Genomic DNA, 13,266 nt, shown 5'->3' on the forward strand with positions numbered 1-13,266 from the left:
CGGGACCGCGCGGTTCCGTGGTCAACTTCCCGCTTCGCCGATTTTTTCGATGACCTCGACCATGTCTTTCCCCCCCTCCTCGCCTCGTAGTGCCCCCGTCCGTTTTTCGGTGTTTGCCGTGGTGCTGTTGGCGTTGTCGCTGGTTTCCGGCTGCGCAACGCGCGTGGCACCTGACGAAGAGGCCGATGTCGACGAGCCGGTCAGCCGCGGCGGCACCCTGGGCCCGGCGGAAGGGGTGACCGGCACTGCCTGGGCCGAGATGTCGGCACCGCCCAAGGCCGGCGACCTCAAGCCCGACGACCTCAAATGGGAAATCTTTCGCGTGCCCGGCAAGCAGCCGGCCAGCTACAGCTATGTGCGCTATGAAGGCCGCGACGCAGTGCTCGCCAAGGCCGACGCATCCGGCAGCATCCTGCGCCATCGCCACCGCATCGAGCCCGACGAGCTTGGCCTCGTGCGTTTTTCCTGGAACGTGCCTAACGCCGGCGCAGGCGCCAACCTGACGCTGCCGCAACTCGATGACGTGCCCGTGCGGGTAGTGCTCGCGTTCGAAGGCGACCGCTCGCGGCTGTCAATGAAAAATTCCCTGTTGTCGGAGCTGAGCCGGTTGCTGACCGGCGAAGAGATGCCGTTCGCGACGCTGGTGTATTCGTGGTCGCGGGTCAACCGGCCCGGCGAGGTCGTCGTCAATGACCGGACCGACCGCATCCGCAAAATCGTCGTTGACTCGGGCGACCACGGCTACAACGAATGGCGCAGCTACGAGCGTGACATCCGCGCCGACTATCGCAAGGCCTTCGGCGAAGATCCGGGCGCCTTGCTGAGCTTTGCGGTTTTTACCGAAGGCGAAAAGAACGAGGGCCAGCTGCAGGCCTTCTACGGGCCACTCAAGCTGGTACCGGCTTCGGCTGTCGCGCGCAAGTAGCGCCGCGCCCGCCAGGTCGGTGTCCACACCGGCCCAGACCCAATCTTTATCCGTATGTGCAATGACACTGGCTGATGGGCGGGAGCAGCAGAGCTGCGCCACGTCTGCTTTGACAATTCGTTGCATCTAATCATGCGAAATTCAGGGAAATTACCACTCCTTCAATGCAATAAAGTATTGAAGTGCCTTGGTCTGGTATCAAACCCGCAAGGCGCTTTCTTCAGAATGCAGTGAGCGGCAAAGCTGCCGTTTCGAACGACATAACGAAGGAGACATCTTATGAAGCGTTTTATCCGGGCAGGCCTGGTGCTTGCACTCTCGGGCGCTGGCATGGCCCATGCCGTGACCGAACTCGTGGTGGCGACTGTGAACAACGGCCACATGATCGAAATGCAAAAGCTCACGCCGGTTTTTGAGAAAGCCCATCCCGACATCAAGCTCAAGTGGGTCACACTTGAAGAGGGCACGCTGCGCCAGCGCGTTACGACCGACATCGCTACCAAGGGCGGGCAGTTCGACGTGATGACCATTGGCCTGTACGAAGCGCCGATCTGGTCGAAGAAGGGCTGGCTGCAGCCCATTGCCACCGATGCCGCCTATGACGTCGACGACCTGCTCCCCGCCATCCGCGCCGGCCTGTCGCACGAAGGCAAGCTCTACGCCGCGCCGTTCTATGGTGAGAGCTCCATGCTCATGTACCGCAAGGACCTTGCCGACAAGGTCGGCTTCAAGATGCCTGATCAACCCACCTGGACACAGGTGAAGGAACTGGCCGGCAAGATCCACGACCCGAAAGCCGGTGTGTACGGCATGTGCCTGCGCGGCAAGCCGGGCTGGGGTGACAACATGGCCTTCCTGACCACGCTGGTCAACACCAACGGCGGCCAGTGGTTCGACATGCAGTGGAAGCCGAAGATCGACACCAAGCCCTGGAAGGATGCGATTGGCTTCTACGTCGATCTGATGAAAGCTTACGGCCCGCCCGGTGCATCAGCCAACAGCTTCAACGAGAACCTCGCACTCTTCAACGAGGGTAAGTGCGGCATGTGGGTGGATGCAACCATCGCCGCCTCGTTCATCAGCGATCCAAAGCAGTCGAAGGTGGCCGACAAGGTGGCTTTTGCCCAGGCACCTGTTGCCATCACGCCCAAGGGTGCCAACTGGTTGTGGACCTGGAACCTGGCCATCCCGGCCAGCTCGACCAAGGGCGCGGCTGCCCAGACCTTCGTGAAGTGGGCCACTTCCAAGGAGTACATCAACCTGGTCGCCAAGGAACATGGTTGGGGCACGGTGCCTACCGGCACGCGCAAGTCGACCTACGCAAACCCCGAGTTCCAGAAGGTTGCCAAGTTCGCTGCGGCCGAGAAGAAGGCCATTGACAGCGCCAACCTCAGCGACAGCACGCTGCCCAAGTCGCCGTACGTCGGCGTGCAGTATGCGGCTATCCCCGAGTTCCAGGCTATCGGCGTAGCGGTAGGCCAGCAGATGAGCGCGGCGCTGGCGGGAAAGGTCACGGTGGACCAGGCCTTGAAGACATCACAAACGGCGGCCGAGCGCGAGATGAAGAAGGCCGGGTATTACAAGTAAACCCTGAAGGTGTGCGCGCTGCCCGCGGACCGGCAAAGCCGGGTCCGCGGCAGTTCTGACCCGACGCCCCCAAAGATTCACAACATGAACCGCCTCTTGCCTCGCGCACTCATGGCGCCCGCAGTGCTCACGCTCTTCCTCTGGATGATCGTGCCGCTCGTGATGACTCTGTATTTCTCGTTCGTGAGCTACAACCTCATGCAGCCCGGCGACCATCCGTTCGTGGGCATCGAGAACTTTCAGTACTTCATCACCGATCCGGACTTCTGGCCTGCGACCTGGAACACGCTGCTGCTTATCGGCAGCGTGATTGTCATCACGGTGGTGTTTGGTGTGCTTCTCGCGTTGCTGGTGAACGAGCCCTTTCCGGGCCGCGGCGTCGTGCGGGTTCTGCTTATTTCGCCGTTCTTCGTCATGCCCGCAGTAAATGCGCTGCTGTGGAAGCACATGATGATGAACCCGATCTACGGCGTGCTTGCCGACCTCTGGCGTTTCTTCGGCGCGCAGCCGGTCGACTGGCTCACCGACGTGCCGCTGTTGTCGGTGATCATCATGGTGGCCTGGCAGTGGCTTCCCTTCGCCTGTCTGATTTTCATTACCTCGTTGCAGTCGCTCGACCGCGAGCAGATGGAAGCGGCGCGCATGGACGGTGCGAGTTCGTTCCAACGGTTTTTCTATCTCATCATTCCGCATCTCGGCCGGCCAATGGCGGTGGTGATCATGATCGAAATGATTTTTCTGCTCAGCGTGTTCGCCGAGATCGCCATCACCACCAATGGCGGCCCGGGCAACGAGAGCACCAACCTCACCTACATGATCTTCAAACAGTCGCTGATGAACTTTGACGTGGGCGTGGCGTCGGCCGGTGCCTTGTTTGCAGTAGTGGTGGCCAACATCGTAGCGGTGTTCCTTATCCGCATCGTCGGCAAGAACCTCGACTGAAGGAACGTTTGTGCAACCCAGTAATTTTCTTCCGCAACTGCTGCGCACCGTGAGCGCCTGGGCCGTGGCGTTGCTGCTGTTCTTTCCGCTCGGCTGGCTGTTTCTCACGGCCTTCAAGACCGAACTTCAGGCGATTCATGTGCCGCCGCTCTTTGTCTTCGAGCCCACGCTCGACAACTTCAGCGAAGTGCAGCGCCGCAGCGACTACCTGCTGTATGCGCGCAACTCGCTCATCACCAGCCTGGGCTCCACCATCATCGGCCTGTTGATCGCAGCGCCCGCCGCGTACTCGATGGCCTTTTTCCGTACGAAGAGGACGCGCGACATCCTGATGTGGATGCTTTCCACCAAGATGATGCCGGCAGTGGGCGCGCTGGTGCCGATTTACGTTCTCGCGCAGACCGCGGGCCTGCTGGATTCGCTCACCGCGCTGACCATTGTGTTCACGCTGTCGAATCTGCCGATCATGGTGTGGATGCTCTACAGCGCCTACAAGGACATTCCGAACGAAATCCTGGAAGCCGCACGCATGGACGGTGCGAGCCTCTGGACCGAATTCCGCCATGTCGTGCTGCCGTTGTCGGTGGGCGGTCTCGCATCAACGGGCCTGCTGTGCCTGGTGCTGAGCTGGAACGAGGCCTTCTGGGCGCTCAACCTCAGTTCGGCCAAAGCCGGCACGCTGGCGACATTGATTGCCTCGTACTCCAGCCCCGAAGGCCTGTTCTGGGCCAAATTATCGGCCGCCTCGCTGATGGCGATCGCGCCCATCGTCGTATTCGGCTGGTTCAGCCAGAAACAGCTGGTGCAAGGCCTGACATTCGGTGCGGTGAAGTGAAAGGAACTGACCTATGGCTTATCTAGAACTCAAGAACATCGAGAAAAGTTTCGGGGAAACCCAGATCATCCGCGGCGTCGATCTTGAAATCAGCAAGGGCGAGTTCATCGTCTTCGTCGGGCCTTCGGGTTGCGGAAAATCGACACTGCTGCGCCTCATCGCGGGGCTGGAGCCCATCACCAAAGGCAACTTGATGCTCGACGGCAAAGACATCACGTGGCTGCCTTCGGGCAAGCGCGACCTGGCGATGGTGTTCCAGAGCTACGCGCTCTACCCGCACATGAGTGTGTACGACAACATGTCATTTGCGCTCAAGCTTGCAGGCGTGCCGAAAGGTGAGATCCAGGCCAAGGTCGAGTACGCGGCCAAAACGCTCAACCTCACCCAGTACCTGGACCGCACGCCGAAAGACCTGTCGGGCGGACAGCGGCAGCGCGTGGCGATTGGCCGCGCCATCGTGCGAGCGCCCAAGGTGTTTCTGTTCGACGAGCCCTTGTCCAACCTTGATGCCGCGCTGCGCGGCAACACGCGCGTCGAAATCCACAAGCTCCACCGTGCGCTCGGCGCCACGACCATCTATGTCACGCATGACCAGGTCGAAGCCATGACGCTGGCCGACCGCGTGGTGGTGCTCCGGGACGGTCTGATCGAGCAGGTTGGCACACCGCTCGAACTTTACGACCACCCGGCGAACCAGTTTGTTGCGCAGTTTATCGGCATGCCGTCGATGAACATGGTGGCAGCGAGCGCAATCCCGAGCTTCTCGGCAGCCACTGGCGGGCGCCTGCCAAGCGACGGCTTCCTGGGCGTGCGGCCGGAAGGCTTGCGTGTGCGTCCGAGGCAGGCCGCTGCTGCTGGCGTGCAAGGTCGCGTGGAGCTGATCGAGGCACTCGGCGCCGACACCCTGATTCATATTGACGTGGACGGGGTGCCGCTGATAGCGCGCCAGAACGAACGCACTCCGCTCCATGCCGGTGACGACGTAGCGGTCGAGCTCGACCCCTCGGTGCTTCATTTGTTCACCCGTGAAGGCCGTGCGGTTTCGGCCTGATTTCTTCCTTCCTCCTTTCGGACATTGCCTTGACTCTCGCAACGGCGCCCCTCGCGCAAACCCCACCGGCCCTTTCGGAATTCACGGTACTTCACCTCGGGCTGGGTTCGTTCCATCGGGCCCACCAGGCCGTCTACCTCCAGCGGCTGATTGATGCGGGCGACACCCGCTGGTCACTTGCGGCCGCCAACATCCGGCCCGACATGGCCCAGGTTGTTGCGGCCCTGCAGGCCCAGGGTGGGCGCTATACGCTGGAAACCGTATCCCCGGCCGGGGAGTACCGGTATGAACAGATCGAAGCCATCCGCGAGGTGATCCCCTGGGAACGCTCGCTGGCCGCGGTGATCTCACGCGGCGCGGCGCCTTCCACGCGTATCGTTTCATTCACCGTGACAGAGGCCGGCTACTACCTTGACACCCAAGGCAGGCTGGACCTGTCTTTCAATGATCTCGCAGCAGACCTGGCGCGCGCGCGCCGCGGCAAGGCGGGGGAGGAGGGCGGTGAGGGCGTGACCATCTATGGCGCCGTCTGCGCGATCCTGCGCGCGCGCAAGGCGGCGCAGGCCGGCCCGGTGACTTTGCTCAATTGCGACAACCTGCGCCACAACGGCGACCGCTTCCGGGCCGGGCTGCTCGAGTTCATCGAGCTCGAGGGCGATACCGATCTGCTCTCGTGGATCAACGCAAATACCCGCTGCCCGAATGCGATGGTCGACCGCATCACACCGCGCCCGCCGCCCGAGCTGCGCGCTCGCGTCAAGGCGGCTACGGGCAGGGATGATGCCGCTGCGATCACGGGCGAGAGCTTCATCCAGTGGGTGATTGAAGACAACTTCGTGGCCGGGCGTCCTGACTGGGGCCGCGTGGGCGTGGAGCTGGTGGAGTCGGTGCAGCCTTACGAGGAAGCCAAGATCCGCATCCTTAATGCCACGCACAGCTGCATTGCCTGGGCCGGCACGCTGGTCGGGCTGGATTTCATCCACGAAGGAACGCACAACGCGATGATCCGGAAGATGGCCTACGACTACGTCACGGACGACGTGATCCCCTGCCTGAGTTCGGCCGAGGCGCCGGGGCCGATCGACCTCGCCGCTTACCGCGACGTGGTGCTCGACCGCTTCGGCAACCCTGCGATCCGCGACACCAACCAGCGTGTCGCGGCCGACGGTTTCTCGAAGATTCCGGGTTTTATCGCGCCCACGGTACGCGAGCGGCTTGCTGCGGGGCAGCCGATTGACAGTGTCGCGGTGCTGCCTGCACTGTTCCTCGTTTTCCTGCGGCGCTGGCATCAGGGGGCGCTGCCTTATGTCTACCAGGACCAGGGCATGGACGAGGCCTTGGCCCACGCAATCTGCAATGCTGTTGATCCGGTGCGCGCGCTCTGTTCGGATGCGGGGCTGTGGGGGAGTGCCGCAGGCGATGCACGCTTGATCGATGCCGTACGCGGCGCAACCGGGCGTGTGGCGAGTTTTGTCAATTCAGTAGCCAAAGCATGAGCGAACGTCTGAAAAACCGTCATGTGCTGCTAACTGGCGCCGGTGGTGGCATCGGTCTGGCAGTGGCCGAGACCTGCATTGCCGAGGGCGCTCGCTGCAGCGTGGTTGACCGTGCGGCAACGGCGCCCGAGGCAGTGCGGGCGCTGCAGCAACGCCATCCAGGCAGTCTTGCCTACATCGCGGCGGATGTCACAGACGCCCAGGCGATTGCGCGCCTGCTGGTGGAGGCACGGGCCGCTTTTGGTCCCATTCATACCTTGTTCAACAACGCGGCCGTGTTCGATCTCGCGCCCCTGCTTGACAGCGACGAGGCTTCTTTCGACAGGCTCTTTGCCGTCAACGTGAAAGGCATGTTCTTCGTCATGCAAGCCGTGCTTCGCAGTATGGTGGAAGCCGGCACGCAGGGCGCGTCGGTCATCAACATGGCCTCACAAGCCGGGCGGCGCGGCGAGGCGCTGGTGTCGCACTACTGCGCCACCAAGGCCGCGGTCATCAGCTACACCCAAAGCGCTGCACTGGCCATGGCGCCGCATGGGATTCGCGTCAATGGCATTGCCCCCGGTGTGGTCGACACGCCGATGTGGGATCATGTCGACAGCCTGTTCGCCAAGGCCGAAGGGCTGCCGCCGGGGGAAAAGAAACGGCGTGTGGGCCTCGAAGTGCCACTTGGCCGGATGGGTGTGCCGGCTGACATTGCGGGGGCGGCGGTATTTCTTGCCAGCGACGAGGCGCGCTACATCACGGCGCAGACATTGAATGTCGATGGTGGCAATGTCATGAGTTGATTTTTCGTTTGCGAGCATGAACAACGACTTTCATCTGTACCTCGACAGTGCCGACCTGGTTGAACTGAAGGCTTGCCTGCCGCACCCGGTGGTGCACGGCGTGACAACCAATCCCACGCTGCTGCAGCGGGCGGGCATCGGCCGCGCAGCTGTGCCCGGCTTGCTGGCCCGCTGCCTCGAACTGGGCGCGCGGCAAGTGCAGGCACAGGTGTATTCCAGCGACGTTGACGGCATGCTCGAAGACGCGCAGGCATTGCTGTCGCACTTCGACCGAGGCCAGCTGGTCGTGAAGATTCCCGCCACGCGCCAAGGTCTCGATGCCGGCGCGCGGCTTATTGCGCAAGGTGTGCCAGTCACATGGACGGCTGTGTACGCGCCCGAGCAGGCGCACTTTGCCGCACAACTGGGCGCGGCTTATGCGGCACCCTACCTGGGGCGGCTCGAGGACGCCGGCATTGACGGGTTGGCACTGATCGCGCAGATGCAGGCACTGGTAGCGCAGCGGCCCTCGTCCGGCACGCGCCTGTTGGTGGCAAGCATCCGCTCTCGCGAGGCCTACCTTTCCCTGCTGGCGTTGGGTGTGGGCGCCATCACGATTCCGCCGCGTCTCTTTGCAGAATTGCTTGATCATCCCGCCACGCTGGCGGCCGAGCGCGGATTTCTGGCCGACGCCGACGCCTTGCCTTGACCGAAAATCCAACCACCATGCGCATTGCACTCACGGGCGAAGCCCTGATCGATTTCACCGCCAGCGAAGCAGGCACGCTGGCCTTCCTGGGCCACGAGGGCGGCTCGCCGCTCAACACGGCTGTCGCCTGCGCACGCCTCGGCCAGCCCACCGCTTTCCTCACGCAGCTGTCGACCGACCTCTTCGGCGAACGATTGATGCGTTTTCTCGAACGAAACGGTGTAGACACACGTTTCATCCTGCGTAGCCATGCGCCGTCGACTCTGGCTTTTGTTGAGCGCACACCGCAGACCAACCGTTATGCTTTTTATACGCGCGGCAGCGCCGACGCGACGTGGTCGCCCGAGCCGCTGCCGCAGTTGCCAGCGGATTGCCGCTTCCTTCATTTCGGTTCGATCTCGCTCTTGCAGGAGCCGGCCGCCACACGCATCACAGAGCTGGTGACGGCCAACGCCGGGCGCTGCGTGATCGTGTTCGATCCCAACGTGCGTCCCAGCCTGATTTCCGATATGGCGGCCTACCGTGTACGTGCCATGAACTGGTTTTCGATGGCCGACCTGGTCAAGCTCAGCGATGAAGATGCCGAACTGCTGGCACCCGACCGGCCTGTCGATGCGCTGGCAGCGGATTGCCTGAAGGCCGGTGCGCGCGCAGTGATCGTCACGCGCGGTGCCGGCGGTGCCACGCTCTGGCGCACGGGGCACCAGGCATTGACCGTGGCGGCACCGCGCGTCAAGGTGGTTGACACCATTGGAGCGGGCGACACTTTTACGGCCGGGCTCTCGGTCGCACTGCTTGCGCACGGCATCGAACGCCCGGCCCAGTTCGGCGAGCTGGGCGATGACGCCTGGCATGAAGTGATGCGCTTCGCTGCCACTGCCGCCGCACTGAATTGCACCCGCGAAGGTGCCGATCCACCTACGTTGCCAGCCGTTCACGCCGCGCTCGTGCGGGAGGACAATGAGGCCGTTGTTTCCCGGTCTTGACCCAGGCTGCCATGACAACGTCCACGTCCAAACGCTCGACTCCCCGCCAACGCCAGCCCGAACTGGAACGGGACATTGCGCGCTCTCCATCACTGGGCTACGAAGCGCCTGAGACCGGTCTGGTGCGTTGTCTTGCGCACGGTTTCCCAAGCCCGTTGGTACGCTGGCATTTTCATGAAGAGTATGAATTGCACCTGATCACCGAAACCTCGGGCAAGGCGTTTGTCGGCGACTGGATCGGGCCGTTCCAGCCGGGTCATCTGGTGCTGTGCGGTCCGCGCCTGCCGCATAACTGGATTTCGCTTGACGTGCCCGAAGGCGGTGCCGCAGGGCGCGACCGGGTGATCCAGTTTCGCCACGAACCCATCGAACGCGCGGCGGCCGGGATTCCCGAATTGCAAGAGGTGATGCAATTGTTCGAACGGGCGCGCCACGGCATCGAGTTTTTCGGTATATCGCAACAGGCGCAGGCGCACTGGGACAGCATCAAGGCCTCGCGTGGTGTGCGCCGCCTTGGCCGGTTTTTTGAGTTCATGGCCGACCTGGCGCAATGGACAGACTACCGGCTGCTGTCGAGCGTGCAGATGCAGGGCACGCAGGGCGCTGAGGGCGATACGCAGGTCGACCAGATCAACGGCATCGTGAACCGCATTACCGCCAACATGGCAGAGTCGATCTCGATGTCGGATCTGGCGGCCGAACTCGGCATGAGCGACAGCCGCTTCAGTCGTTTCTTCCAGCGTTCCACCGGCAACAGTTTTACCGATTTCGTCAACCGTGTGCGCATCAACAGCGCATGCCACCTTCTGATGCAGACCGACCACAACGTCACCGACATTTGCTACCAGGTCGGCTTCAACAATGTCGCCAATTTCAACCGGCGCTTCCTTGAGATCAAGGGCATGACGCCCTCCGAGTTCAGGCGCCAGGCCGACGGCCGTTTCGGTCGGTCCCCCTGATGTGCCCGTTCCAGTGACCCGCTTGCGGCAGGCTCTCGGCCCCAGAGTAGGCGCTTGGGCGGTGACTGACCTTTCAGCAGGCAGTCACAGAATCAAAATTTGTACCCCAGCTGCAGGGTGAAGCAGTTGGGGTCAAGGCCCACATCGATGGTCTGGTTGGTGCTGAGCGTGCCTCGGGTCTTCAGGAAGGTCTTGGCATAGCTGGCTTCCAAAAACCATTTCGCGTCGAGGTTGAGGACACCCCCCACCTGCAAAGTAGGAGCCCACTTTGATTTGAAGGAGACACCGGTGGGAGGGCCGCCTGGGTTGGTGAGCGAGGTCAACGTGGCCGAGCCCCGTTCCCGGTAGAACCGCACATAAGACAAGCCCGCTCCCAGATAAGGGCGAAAACGGGCGGAGGCATTCAGAAAGCGGTATTGGGCGATCAGGGTGATTGGCAAGGCCCGGGTGTCGGCCACTTTCCCCACACCTGCCAGCACGCCCGCGCCGCTGACGTCATGCCGAAACCCTGTACCCAGCGGAAGGTGAAGGTTGAGGTGATCGGTGACCATGTAGTTCAAGGCCGCTGTCAATTGCGTGCTGCTGCTGACATCGACTTTCGCATCGGGGATCACCCCGTTACCTGAGGGGGCCGAAAGGCTGCCGCTGTCTACCGAGGGCGCGATGCGCGTGACACCGGCCGACACGGACCAGGTTCCGGCCTGTTGCGCCAGCCCGGGTGTTGAAAAAGCGACCAAGGCCGATGCCATGAGCAGTCTTTGACCGGAGACGCTAAGGGTTGGCATGCGGCGGTGCCTGCTTTGCCATGGCAGCGCTGTGGCGGTCTTTGCGTCGTGCGGGGCGAGCGAAGTCATGCGTTGCGTCATGAGAAATCAGGTTAGCAGTAAAGGCCACGGAGCGGTACCCACACGGGCTTTTTTTCACCAAATTGTGGCGTTGTGGATGCATGCGGGGTGACGGATGGCGCTTTTCACGGGCACCGGCGGCAGTATCATCGGGCGGGGATTCACCCTTGGCTACACCTTTTGAGGAGGATAAATAACATGAATTTCGCTCAATCCATTTCTGTTTGCCTGGGCAAATACGTCGACTTTTCCGGTCGTGCCGCCCGCCCTGAGTTCTGGTGGTTCTTTTTGTTCCAGTGCCTCGTGGGCATCGCGGCCTCCTTTCTGGGCGACGTGGTCAGCGGTCTGGTAAGTCTGGCGCTGTTGCTGCCCGCGCTGGCCGTGGGCGCCCGCCGCCTTCACGATATCGGCAAAAGCGGCTGGTGGCAGCTCATCTGTCTAACCGTCATCGGCATCCTGGTGCTGATCTACTGGTTTGTGCAGCCCACGGCCGAAGGCAGCAACCAGTACGACAAGGAGCCTGCCGCTCCCTGACCGATTCAGGTTTACGGCATCCATGAAAAAACCCGCAGGGCTTGCGCCTTGCGGGTTTTTTGTTGGGAGCCCGGAGTTCCGGGCCGCGCCAGGGGACATTACATGCCCATGTCGCCCATGCCGCCCATACCACCCATGCCGCCAGGCATGCCGCCGCCGGCGCCAGACTCTTCCTTCGGAGCCTCGGCAATCATGGCTTCAGTCGTCAGCATCAGGGACGCGACGGATGCTGCGTTCTGCAGTGCGGTGCGGGTAACCTTCGTGGGGTCCAGGATACCCATTTCGATCATGTCGCCATAGGTGTCGTTGGCGGCGTTGAAGCCGTAGTTGCCCTTGCCGGCCAGAACAGCGTTCACCACCACAGAGGCTTCGCCGCCTGCGTTGTAAACGATTTCGCGCAGGGGGGCTTCGATGGCGCGCAGCACCAGCTTGATACCGGCATCCTGGTCAGGATTGTCGCCAGCGATCTTGCCAGCAGCCTGCTTGGCGCGCAGCAGAGCCACGCCGCCGCCAGCCACAATGCCTTCTTCCACGGCAGCGCGGGTAGCGTGCAGTGCGTCTTCGACGCGGGCTTTCTTTTCCTTCATTTCGACTTCGGTGGCAGCGCCAACCTTGATCACGGCAACACCGCCGGCCAGCTTGGCCACGCGCTCTTGCAGTTTTTCACGGTCGTAGTCGCTGGTCGCTTCTTCGATCTGAACGCGCACTTGCTTGACGCGTGCTTCGATGTCGGCAGCGGCGCCGGAACCGTCGATGATGATGGTGTTTTCTTTGCCCACTTCGATGCGCTTTGCCTGGCCGAGGTCAGCCAGCGTCACTTTTTCGAGCGACATGCCGACTTCTTCAGCGATGACCTTGCCGCCGGTCAGGCAGGCGATGTCTTCCAGCATGGCTTTGCGGCGGTCGCCGAAGCCAGGGGCCTTCACAGCCACAACCTTCAGGATGCCGCGCAGGGTGTTCACCACCAGCGTTGCCAGGGCTTCGCCTTCGACTTCTTCAGCAATGATCAGCAGTGGACGGCCAGCCTTGGCGACTTGCTCCAGGGTAGGCAGCAGATCACGGATGTTGCTGATCTTCTTGTCGTAGAGCAGAACAAACGGATTGTCCAGCAGTGCGGACTGCTTTTCAGGGTTGTTGATGAAGTAAGGGGAGAGGTAGCCGCGGTCGAACTGCATGCCTTCGACGACGTCGAGTTCGTTTTGCAGGGACTTGCCGTCTTCCACGGTGATCACGCCTTCTTTACCAACCTTGTCCATCGCGTCGGCAATGATCTTGCCGATGGATTCGTCGGAGTTGGCGGAGATCGAACCGACCTGTGCGATTTCCTTGGAAGTGGTCGTTGGCTTCGAAGCCTTCTTCAGCTCTTCGGTCAGGGCCAGCACGGCCTTGTCGATGCCGCGCTTCAGGTCCATCGGGTTCATGCCGGCGGCCACGTACTTCATGCCTTCGCGGACGATGGCTTGTGCCAGAACGGTGGCGGTGGTGGTGCCGTCGCCGGCGTTGTCAGAAGTCTTGGAAGCAACTTCCTTGACCATCTGCGCGCCCATGTTCTGCAGCTTGTCTTTGAGTTCGATTTCTTTGGCGACGGACACACCGTCCTTGGTCACCGTGGGGGCGCCGAACGAGCGCTCCA

13 protein-coding genes are annotated in these 13,266 nt (G+C 62.1%); 11 read left to right on the forward strand and 2 right to left on the reverse strand.

All coding sequences use genetic code 11. From position 1 onward, the window contains the following. Nucleotides 1-61: 61 nt before the first annotated feature. The 10 genes from ABI546_RS05700 to ABI546_RS05745 all read left to right on the forward strand — a co-directional run bounded on the left by ABI546_RS05700 (nucleotide 62) and on the right by ABI546_RS05745 (nucleotide 10,254). The gene (locus tag ABI546_RS05700) at nucleotides 62-925 is read left to right on the forward strand and encodes a DUF3047 domain-containing protein (RefSeq protein ID WP_348044960.1); all 864 of its coding nucleotides are present in this window, start codon (nucleotides 62-64) and stop codon (nucleotides 923-925) included. 279 nt (nucleotides 926-1,204) lie between these two features. Next, nucleotides 1,205-2,512, forward strand: coding sequence for a sugar ABC transporter substrate-binding protein (locus ABI546_RS05705; protein ID WP_348044962.1), 1,308 nt, complete (start codon nucleotides 1,205-1,207; stop codon nucleotides 2,510-2,512). Between the two features lie 84 nt (nucleotides 2,513-2,596). Then, nucleotides 2,597-3,454 (forward strand): sugar ABC transporter permease, encoded by an 858-nt coding sequence (locus ABI546_RS05710; protein ID WP_348044964.1) that lies wholly within the window; start codon nucleotides 2,597-2,599, stop codon nucleotides 3,452-3,454. 10 nt (nucleotides 3,455-3,464) lie between these two features. Then, nucleotides 3,465-4,289: a carbohydrate ABC transporter permease gene (locus tag ABI546_RS05715; RefSeq protein WP_348044966.1), complete on the forward strand. Its 825-nt coding sequence runs from the start codon at nucleotides 3,465-3,467 to the stop codon at nucleotides 4,287-4,289. A gap of 13 nt (nucleotides 4,290-4,302) precedes the next feature. Continuing rightward, nucleotides 4,303-5,340 carry a sn-glycerol-3-phosphate ABC transporter ATP-binding protein UgpC gene (gene ugpC, locus ABI546_RS05720; protein ID WP_348044968.1) on the forward strand — a complete coding sequence of 346 codons (1,038 nt, stop codon included), beginning with the start codon at nucleotides 4,303-4,305 and terminating at the stop codon, nucleotides 5,338-5,340. 29 nt (nucleotides 5,341-5,369) lie between these two features. Then, nucleotides 5,370-6,836 (forward strand): D-arabinitol 4-dehydrogenase, encoded by a 1,467-nt coding sequence (dalD, locus tag ABI546_RS05725; RefSeq protein ID WP_348044970.1) that lies wholly within the window; start codon nucleotides 5,370-5,372, stop codon nucleotides 6,834-6,836. After that, on the forward strand, nucleotides 6,833-7,621 hold the full coding sequence (locus tag ABI546_RS05730) for an L-iditol 2-dehydrogenase (RefSeq protein WP_348044972.1): 789 nt from the start codon (nucleotides 6,833-6,835) through the stop codon (nucleotides 7,619-7,621). The genes dalD and ABI546_RS05730 overlap by 4 nt, the downstream gene beginning before the upstream one ends. 16 nt (nucleotides 7,622-7,637) lie before the next feature. Beyond that, nucleotides 7,638-8,309, forward strand: coding sequence for a transaldolase family protein (locus tag ABI546_RS05735; RefSeq protein WP_348044974.1), 672 nt, complete (start codon nucleotides 7,638-7,640; stop codon nucleotides 8,307-8,309). Between the two features lie 17 nt (nucleotides 8,310-8,326). After that, nucleotides 8,327-9,295: a carbohydrate kinase gene (locus ABI546_RS05740; RefSeq protein ID WP_348044976.1), complete on the forward strand. Its 969-nt coding sequence runs from the start codon at nucleotides 8,327-8,329 to the stop codon at nucleotides 9,293-9,295. Nucleotides 9,296-9,306: 11 nt separating this feature from the next. After that, nucleotides 9,307-10,254, forward strand: a complete 948-nt coding sequence (locus tag ABI546_RS05745; protein WP_348044978.1) for an AraC family transcriptional regulator — start codon at nucleotides 9,307-9,309, stop codon at nucleotides 10,252-10,254. Between the two features lie 92 nt (nucleotides 10,255-10,346). Here ABI546_RS05745 and ABI546_RS05750 read toward each other — a convergent pair whose 3' ends face one another. Beyond that, entirely contained in the window at nucleotides 10,347-11,108 is a 762-nt protein-coding gene (locus ABI546_RS05750) for an OmpW family outer membrane protein (RefSeq protein ID WP_348044980.1), read from the reverse strand. Between the two features lie 189 nt (nucleotides 11,109-11,297). On the opposite strand from ABI546_RS05750, the gene ABI546_RS05755 reads away from it, so the two are divergent. Then, on the forward strand, nucleotides 11,298-11,633 hold the full coding sequence (locus ABI546_RS05755) for a DUF805 domain-containing protein (protein ID WP_348044982.1): 336 nt from the start codon (nucleotides 11,298-11,300) through the stop codon (nucleotides 11,631-11,633). Nucleotides 11,634-11,731: 98 nt separating this feature from the next. Here ABI546_RS05755 and groL read toward each other — a convergent pair. After that, a partial coding sequence (gene groL, locus ABI546_RS05760) for a chaperonin GroEL (RefSeq protein ID WP_348044984.1) occupies nucleotides 11,732-13,266 on the reverse strand: 1,535 nt, incomplete at its 5' end.

It is taken from the genome of Polaromonas sp. (assembly GCF_039932935.1).
In the GTDB taxonomy this organism is placed as follows: Bacteria; Pseudomonadota; Gammaproteobacteria; order Burkholderiales; family Burkholderiaceae_C; genus Polaromonas.

Excerpts from the sequence above, each read along its gene's own strand:
- ABI546_RS05700 (WP_348044960.1), top strand. The coding sequence starts at position 62 with ATGTCTTTCCCCCCCTCCTCGCCTCGTAGTGCCCCCGTCCGTTTTTCG.
- ABI546_RS05705 (WP_348044962.1), top strand. The coding sequence starts at position 1,205 with ATGAAGCGTTTTATCCGGGCAGGCCTGGTGCTTGCACTCTCGGGCGCT.
- ABI546_RS05710 (WP_348044964.1), top strand. The coding sequence starts at position 2,597 with ATGAACCGCCTCTTGCCTCGCGCACTCATGGCGCCCGCAGTGCTCACG.
- ugpC (WP_348044968.1), top strand. The coding sequence starts at position 4,303 with ATGGCTTATCTAGAACTCAAGAACATCGAGAAAAGTTTCGGGGAAACC.
- ABI546_RS05730 (WP_348044972.1), top strand. The coding sequence starts at position 6,833 with ATGAGCGAACGTCTGAAAAACCGTCATGTGCTGCTAACTGGCGCCGGT.
- ABI546_RS05735 (WP_348044974.1), top strand. The coding sequence starts at position 7,638 with ATGAACAACGACTTTCATCTGTACCTCGACAGTGCCGACCTGGTTGAA.
- ABI546_RS05740 (WP_348044976.1), top strand. The coding sequence starts at position 8,327 with ATGCGCATTGCACTCACGGGCGAAGCCCTGATCGATTTCACCGCCAGC.
- ABI546_RS05745 (WP_348044978.1), top strand. The coding sequence starts at position 9,307 with ATGACAACGTCCACGTCCAAACGCTCGACTCCCCGCCAACGCCAGCCC.
- ABI546_RS05750 (WP_348044980.1), bottom strand. The coding sequence starts at position 11,108 with ATGACTTCGCTCGCCCCGCACGACGCAAAGACCGCCACAGCGCTGCCA.
- ABI546_RS05755 (WP_348044982.1), top strand. The coding sequence starts at position 11,298 with ATGAATTTCGCTCAATCCATTTCTGTTTGCCTGGGCAAATACGTCGAC.